Source organism: Streptomyces sp. NPDC001744 (assembly GCF_042892575.1).
In the GTDB taxonomy this organism is placed as follows: domain Bacteria; phylum Actinomycetota; class Actinomycetes; order Streptomycetales; family Streptomycetaceae; genus Streptomyces.
The window spans coordinates 165,524-172,034 of the sequence record NZ_JBIAUG010000017.1 but is presented as its reverse complement, the minus strand read 5'-3'; the positions used below and the strand labels follow the sequence as shown (position 1 = coordinate 172,034).

Below are 6,511 nucleotides of genomic sequence, written 5' to 3'. Positions count from 1 at the left end.
ACACCTCCCTCAACGGCACGGGAGCCCTGTGCGTTGCGGTCCCCATCCTGACTCGGCCTGCGTCACTCGATCAGTGGCCACGCTGAAAGAGCTCAGTAGCTCGTAAGGCGCCGGAGCATGGTCAGCAGTTTGCCGAAGCAGCGGGGGCTCAGCCCCGCGAACGGGGTTATCCAGGACGGCTCCGATGCCGTGATCACACTCGCCACGTCATGATCATCGCGCAGGCCGGCCTCATGCCGAGACAATCCCGCAGCTACGCTGCTCGGGGCAGTCAACAGTGAGCAAGACCCGGGGGAACCGTGGACCGACCTCTGCTGTTCCTCGACGTGGACGGGCCGCTCAACCCCTATGCGGCCAAGCCGGAGAGGCGTCCCGACGGCTACACCACACTCCGAGTTCCCCGCAACGATGCCCATGAGGACGACAGGGGCCTTGCGCTCCGACGGCGCCCCCTGCGGGTCTGGCTCAACCCGGAGCACGGACGAATCCTGCTCCGGCTCGGCTTCGAGTTGTGCTGGGCCACCACATGGATGGACGACGCGAACCGGTGGATCGCACCGGTCCTGGGCCTTCCGGAACTTCCCTTTGTGGACTTCGGTGACGCCTTGTTCCAAGAGCGTCCTGATGGAGTCCACTGGAAGACCGGACCGTTGGTGAGCTACGCAGGCGGCCGTCCCTTCGCCTGGGTGGATGACGAGCAGAGCGAGCTGGATCAGACGTACGTGACCGCCCACCACCAAGGACCTGGGCTCCTCCACCACGTCAACCCGCGGATCGGCCTACGCGAGAACGACTTCCACACGCTCGCCGACTTCGCCCAGTCCCTGGACACCTCGCGAACCACCGGCTGAGCACCTCGCCAGCTCGGCAGGCAGCTCCGCACTCGCAACCGAGATCTTTGCGGGACAGTCCTTAGGCTGGCGCGCGGGTCGGTGAGGATCGCGCACACATAGAGCGCGGCGGGGACTGTCGCGGCATACAGGGTGTTCTGGTGGTGGACCACGTGGTGCAGGTGGTCCAACGCCTCGGACCTCACGCGCTGGTCGGCATCGAGCAGTAGGGCCAGCATCGCCGGTGCGTCCTCGGTAAGCCCCATGGCGTGCTCCAGGCCGCCCCAGCTGGTGTTTGCCAATACCGCAGCCGGGTCGGGTATGTCTGCGGACGCACCCACAGCATCGCTTGTCACCTCCGGATTATGGCAGGGCTCTGATCAGCCGCAGGTTGTGTCGGGGAGGGCGTGGATGATGAAGATCTTGAAATTCCAAAGAGCGTCATCACGCCTTCCGGACCAGCACGTTCCGCGTGCCGAGGAAGAAGGTGCGCGCATGCCACGTGAAGCTGCGCTCGGGTGGCAGGACGTGCTCTTGGCCGGGATAGGCAAGGGCCTTCGGGATTCAGCGGGCCGTCAGCCCTTGGGCGTGAGTGTGCCCTGTTCCGTCTCGATAAAAGAGACTCCGCGGCGGATGTTCTCGCGTGTGTACGGGATCGGTGGGAATTCGCCGATGATCAGCCGGTAGTTATCGGGTGCGCTGGAGACCCGGAAGGAGAAGCCAACACTGCACGTCTTCCTCGTGAGCTCGCCCCGGATGAAGCCGCGTCGAAGCTCGCCGGTCCCCAGAGCCTTGCCGCTGTCGTCGGTCACCCGGACCTCTGTCCCGATCTGCGTTTTGGCGTTCGAGGGGGGTGTGCAGGACTCGCGGAGCCCAGCATCCGACCCCTTCGGCAGGGGGATGTCGACATCGCCGGTGATGGCGAGCCACACCGCGGAGGGCGTGTTCGGCGGCGGTACGTCCTTGGCGTCGTCCGTCGCTCCAGTGCAGCCCGCCAGGCCGAGCATGCCCACCGCCAGCCCGCAAGCCCACAACGCTCTCATCCAGCCCACCCCTTGTGCTCCTGCGAACAGCCCATCCGTCGCAGGTCGCGTGCACCCTACACACTCCCGGCATGGGGGTAGTGGCCGGGGTGTCGAGTCAGAGCCCGGTCTCCCGGACTGCGTTAGGTTGGTGCGAGGCTCGCTCATCGCGTTGGTGGCAATCCATGCTGGCCAGCGTGGCCGCCTCGTCGTGGGTCGAGCCGTCGTCGATCCATCACATCACCTCGGGTCGGCCTCCATCGCGGCCATCGGGGCGAGCTGTCCTCCCACCGCTGTCGCAGCACGAGCCGCGCGCGGTGTCGGCCGGGGCCTCCTGATCGGGCAACGTGCGGGCCGTACCCGACCTCGGGGGCCATGGCGCGGCGCGTGCTGGAGGGCGGGCTGGATGTGGGAGGCCGCCACCTAGCCTCAAGATCATGTAGAGAAGGGGGACTTGGACAACGGCCCTGTGCACCGCCGCGCTCGCGGTCGCGTGCCTCACAGGCTGTTCGTCCGAAGCGGAGAAGCCCACGGCCGAGGAGCAGCGCGCTGCACACCTCAACCGTGTACGCGAGACGTACCGTACGCCGCCCTCGTCGCTACATCGACGCCCACGAAGACCAGTTGTCGATGTTCGGTTGGCGCATGCCGGGGCAGAGGGCGCACAGCGGCTTGATCCGTGAGCGGGCCTTCTGTCTCCTGGCCTGGTCAGGTGGCATATGCGTGTGCCTGAGGGGGCCTCTAGCGGATCTCGCCATGCTGCGAAGGAGTTTAGATGTCAATCATGCTTTCAGGTGAAGAGATGTTGCGCAGCGCATCCATGAAGCAGACCGCTCGGTCTGTATCGAGACAGAAGATGCGGATCCAGCTGCGGACCACGGTGCGGCGACGCGCACCGGGGGAGCTGGCGAGAGGGGAAGCGAGAGCCGTGCAGAAGGCGACCAAGATGATGAGAGCGAGGGGGAAGGTCCGTATCGGACACCCGAGTCTGGCGCCGCCGGAACGCGCCACCGAGTGCCAGCCCCCGTGGCCATGATTCCGAGGTAACGCACTGGGCTTCTCTGTCACCCTCCCCGCCCAGTGCCAGGCCCCCGCTCGAAGAGAGCGGGGGCCTTTCCCGTGAGCCGGTGGGAGAGGAGTGGGAGAAAATTGGGAGATGATCTTGAAGGGTTCCCTGCATCACCCCGCATTCGCGTGCATCCGCACGCATCGGCCGATCTGGCTCGTGCGCAGGTCACAGGCCCTCGCGGGCCCGTGACCTGCTGGTTCTCCCAGGAAGGCGTTGATCATGCAGATCTTCGAGGGGACCAACCAGATCCAGCGGCTGGTGATCAGCCGGGGGCTGGTGCGGGCGGAGAAGTAGCGGGTCGACGCCCTGTGGGTGGGGTTCGCCCAGCTCCCCGAGGTGTCCGGTGGGCGCTTCGGGGACCGACCTCCGCGGCGACGGGGAATGCCGTCGCTCCGCTCTTGCGGCGCGGTCCTCGCTCCCGGGCATGAGGACGCTTCCCCGTTCGGTGACGCCCGGCAGACGTCTCCAGGGGATCGCGGGCATGATCCGGGCGGTGGTTTCCGGCATCGGTGAGCGTCTCGTGGACGAGACGAGGGGGTACGGCACGACGCGTCGGCACGGGCTCAGCCCACGCCGGTCAACGTGGCGTAGACGACCGTGTTGGCCCGGTAGCCGGTGTCGCCGGACCAGTCGCCGCCGCAGGTGATCAGCCGCAGCTCCGGGGCGCCGGAGCCGCCGTAGACCTTGTCGTCGGGGAAGCGGTCCTTGGCGTGTTCCTCCACCGCGTCGACCGTGAAGAGGGCCGTGCTGCCGTCCGCGCGCTCGACGGCGACCCCGGCGCCCCGCTCCAGGGTCCCGAGCCGGTAGAAGACGGCGGGGCCGGCGGGGGTGTCCAGGTGGCCCGTCAGGACGGCCGTCCCCGCCGAGCCGGGCGGGGTCCCCCGGGCGTACCAGCCGGCGAAGGCCGGGAGGTTCGGCGGGGGCGGCTCCAGCCTCCCCTCCTCGTCCAGTTCGAGGCGCATCAGCCGGGCATCGACCCCGATGAGCGGGATGCGGACCCGTACCGGGTCCGACGCGGGGAGCGGCTCGACCGCGGAACCGGAGCGGTCCGGGACGTCCGCCCCGGCGGCCCGCGCCTCCCGCGGCGGGACCTGCGCGGCGGGTGGCGGGGTGTCGTGGCCGACCGTCGTGTCGACGAGCAGCAGCACCCCGGCGAGCGCGGCCCAGACCGGCAGCGGGACGTATCGCGGGCGTCGGCCGCCGGTCCGCGTCAGGACCGGTTCCCCGCGCCCGCGGCGCGCCGGCGCATCCCGAACGCTCCGCCCGCGACGGCCGCGCCCACCAGGAGCCAGCCGAGACCGAACTCGCTCTCCTTGCCCGCGGTCCCGCCGAAGCCGGCGTCGACGGCGCCCTTCGGACGACCGGAGATCCGGTACGTGGCGGTCACCTTCTTCCGGGGCGGGCACTTGAGCGTCACGGTGTCCGTACCGGAGGAGGCGTCCTCCGGCAGCCGGAACTCACCCGTCAGGACGCCCTTCCGGTCGCCCGGGAGCAGGTGGAACGTGCCGCCCGCCGCGGACTCGCCCTTGCCGTAGGTCTCCTTGCCGCACGCCGTCGTGCTGACGGTGACGGTGCCGCCGGGGGACGCCGTCCCCGGGGCGACGCGAACGTCCCCCGACGCGGCGCCACCGCCCTCGGCGGCCACGGCGGTGGAAGCGGGCAGGACCAGGGCGCCGGCGATCAGGACGGCCGTGGCACCGGTACGGGCGAGACGCATGGTTTCTCCTCGGGCGGAGCGATGGGCGGAGCGATTCCCGCCCGGCTCGTCCGCGCGGCTCCTGTGCTGTGCTCCGAGCACGAGGGAAAGGCCCGTGGTGGGTCGCCGCAACACGAGCGGCGCCCGGGGACGTCGCCCGGTCGGCCGCCCGGTCGCCGTCCGCGTCGTCGTCGCCGCAGGTCACGGCAGTGGGACCGCCGTGCCGGAAGCGTCCGTGCCCGAGGGACGAACGGGTGAGGGCCTCCGGCCCTGATCCGCTCACCCGGCCCCGATCCGCCGGACCGGACCTGGGCCGTCCGGACGGATCCCTCCGTCTCGGTGCTCTTCTCCAACAGCTGAGCCACCCGTCCCGGTGTCCGTACCGGCGGCGCGCGGGCTCCGCGGCGCGGGAGGGCGGCCCGCCGCCGGACGGGCCCGCTCCTTCAGCAGGATTTCATCGACCGTGCAGTGGACCGGGGCAGAGTGGGGGATGTCGTGCCGGGGCCGTGCCGCGAGGCTTCGCCGGGAACCCGGCGCGCGACACGCCGGTCCGGATCGGCGACGAGTGTTTCCCGGCAGAGGAGAACTCCGTGACCAGTCCCGCTCCCCGCAGCCCTCACGGTTCCGGCGCCCCGGTCCACGGCGACGGAGCCCCCGCCCGCCGGGCGCCTCGGGTACGGAGCCCGCGCCGCCCGCTTCCGGCCATCGCGTTCATCGTGCACGCCCTGCTGGTCGGCACGGTGGTGACGGGCGGGATGCTCTTCCTCGTGTACACCACGTGGGTGTGGATGCAGGACGCCCCGCCCGGAGAGAACCGGGTCATCGGCGGTGTCGTCGGCCTGTTCCTCTGCTGTGTGGGGCTCCTGTTCGGCCTGACCGTCCTCGCCGGGGGGATCGGATCGCTCGCCCGAGCCGATTTCGGGCCGCCCCTGGCACATTTCGGGTGCACCCCGCTCCTGGGCCTTTCGGTGCTGGCCGTGGGCAGGGGGCTGTTCATGTGGGAACCGGGTTCCCCCGACTGGCGCCTGCAGATGGGCGGGTTCGCGGCCGCCGCGGTCGTACTGGGCGCGGGGACGGCGTTGTACAGGGCGCCGTCGACGCGGGAGCACTTCGGGCTGTGAACCGGACCGGGTCCGGCGGTCCCCGGCGGCTCCACCGCCGGGCGGGCGACGCGTCGGACCCGGTCCCGGACCGCCGCCTTCCGCCCCGGCGAGCGCGGACCCACTCCGGCGCCGTCACCGCCGCCACCGTCGTCGTCCGGTTCCGACCGTGACCGGCCGGACAGGCCCTCACGCCTGCCCGGCCGGGAACCGGACCCCACCTCACCCACGGGAAACACCTTGAAGATCCGACCGAAGCACGCCGCCCTGATCGCCCTCTCCGCCGCCGTCCTCACCGCCTGCTCCTCCGGGCAGGAACTCCCGTACGGCGGGAAGGCCACCGGTGAGAACCTCGAAGTGACCGTCCTGAAGGTGGAGCAGGGCGGTGCCGACGACCTGTCGGTGCTGCAGAACCCCGGGGAGTACGCCGGCCGGACGCCGTACTACGTCCACTACCGCGTCACCAAGACCGCGGACGGAGCCGCCGAGTGGCCCGACCTCGACGTCCGGAGCGACAAGCGGCGGCTCACCTCCCTGAGCATCCGGCCCGGTTTCCCCACTCCGACCGTCGGCGCGGACGGCAAGGTCACCATGAAGGTGCCGCCGGAGTTCAAGCCGTGCGGCGCCGACGACACGGACACGAAGGACTTCGACAGCGCCCCGAAGGGCAAGACCTACACGTCGTGCACCATCTACCTCACCGATGAGGACGGAAAGGGCCCGACCCACGTCGAGTGGGTGCCCGACTCCCGCAAGGGCGACCCGATCGCCGTCTGGAAGTGACGCCCCCGCCC

Annotated in this window: 6 protein-coding genes and 2 pseudogenes; 4 read left to right on the top strand and 4 right to left on the bottom strand. The window is 70.4% G+C overall.

Annotation, left to right across the window (positions count from 1 at the left end; all coding sequences use genetic code 11):
• Positions 1-107: 107 nt before the first annotated feature.
• Positions 108-206, bottom strand: a pseudogene (locus ACFYZY_RS21085) (IS5/IS1182 family transposase); the annotation flags it as partial.
• A 93-nt stretch (positions 207-299) separates the two neighbouring features.
• Here ACFYZY_RS21085 and ACFYZY_RS21080 point away from each other — a divergent pair.
• A complete protein-coding gene (locus ACFYZY_RS21080; protein WP_388696241.1) occupies positions 300-851 on the top strand; it encodes a hypothetical protein in 552 nt (183 codons plus the stop codon).
• 554 nt (positions 852-1,405) lie between these two features.
• On the opposite strand, the gene ACFYZY_RS21075 is transcribed toward ACFYZY_RS21080, so the two are convergent.
• The gene (locus tag ACFYZY_RS21075; RefSeq protein WP_388696239.1) at positions 1,406-1,873 is read right to left on the bottom strand and encodes a hypothetical protein; all 468 of its coding nucleotides are present in this window, start codon (positions 1,871-1,873) and stop codon (positions 1,406-1,408) included.
• Between the two features lie 1,252 nt (positions 1,874-3,125).
• On the opposite strand from ACFYZY_RS21075, the pseudogene ACFYZY_RS21070 reads away from it, so the two are divergent.
• Positions 3,126-3,215 (top strand): annotated as a pseudogene (locus ACFYZY_RS21070) (acyl-CoA dehydrogenase); the annotation flags it as partial.
• 269 nt (positions 3,216-3,484) lie between these two features.
• On the opposite strand, the gene ACFYZY_RS21065 reads toward ACFYZY_RS21070, so the two are convergent.
• On the bottom strand, positions 3,485-4,069 hold the full coding sequence (locus ACFYZY_RS21065; RefSeq protein WP_388696236.1) for a class F sortase: 585 nt from the start codon (positions 4,067-4,069) through the stop codon (positions 3,485-3,487).
• Between the two features lie 62 nt (positions 4,070-4,131).
• Positions 4,132-4,638: a sortase gene (locus ACFYZY_RS21060; RefSeq protein ID WP_388696235.1), complete on the bottom strand. Its 507-nt coding sequence runs from the start codon at positions 4,636-4,638 to the stop codon at positions 4,132-4,134.
• Between the two features lie 569 nt (positions 4,639-5,207).
• Here ACFYZY_RS21060 and ACFYZY_RS21055 point away from each other — a divergent pair.
• Together ACFYZY_RS21055 and ACFYZY_RS21050 are read left to right on the top strand one after the other, a co-directional pair.
• Entirely contained in the window at positions 5,208-5,738 is a 531-nt protein-coding gene (locus ACFYZY_RS21055) for a hypothetical protein (protein ID WP_388696233.1), read from the top strand.
• A 219-nt stretch (positions 5,739-5,957) separates the two neighbouring features.
• Complete coding sequence (locus tag ACFYZY_RS21050; protein WP_388696230.1) at positions 5,958-6,500, top strand: hypothetical protein; 543 nt, start codon at positions 5,958-5,960, stop codon at positions 6,498-6,500.
• Positions 6,501-6,511: the final 11 nt, after the last annotated feature.

Excerpts from the sequence above, each read along its gene's own strand:
- ACFYZY_RS21060 (WP_388696235.1), bottom strand. The coding sequence starts at position 4,638 with ATGCGTCTCGCCCGTACCGGTGCCACGGCCGTCCTGATCGCCGGCGCC.
- ACFYZY_RS21075 (WP_388696239.1), bottom strand. The coding sequence starts at position 1,873 with ATGAGAGCGTTGTGGGCTTGCGGGCTGGCGGTGGGCATGCTCGGCCTG.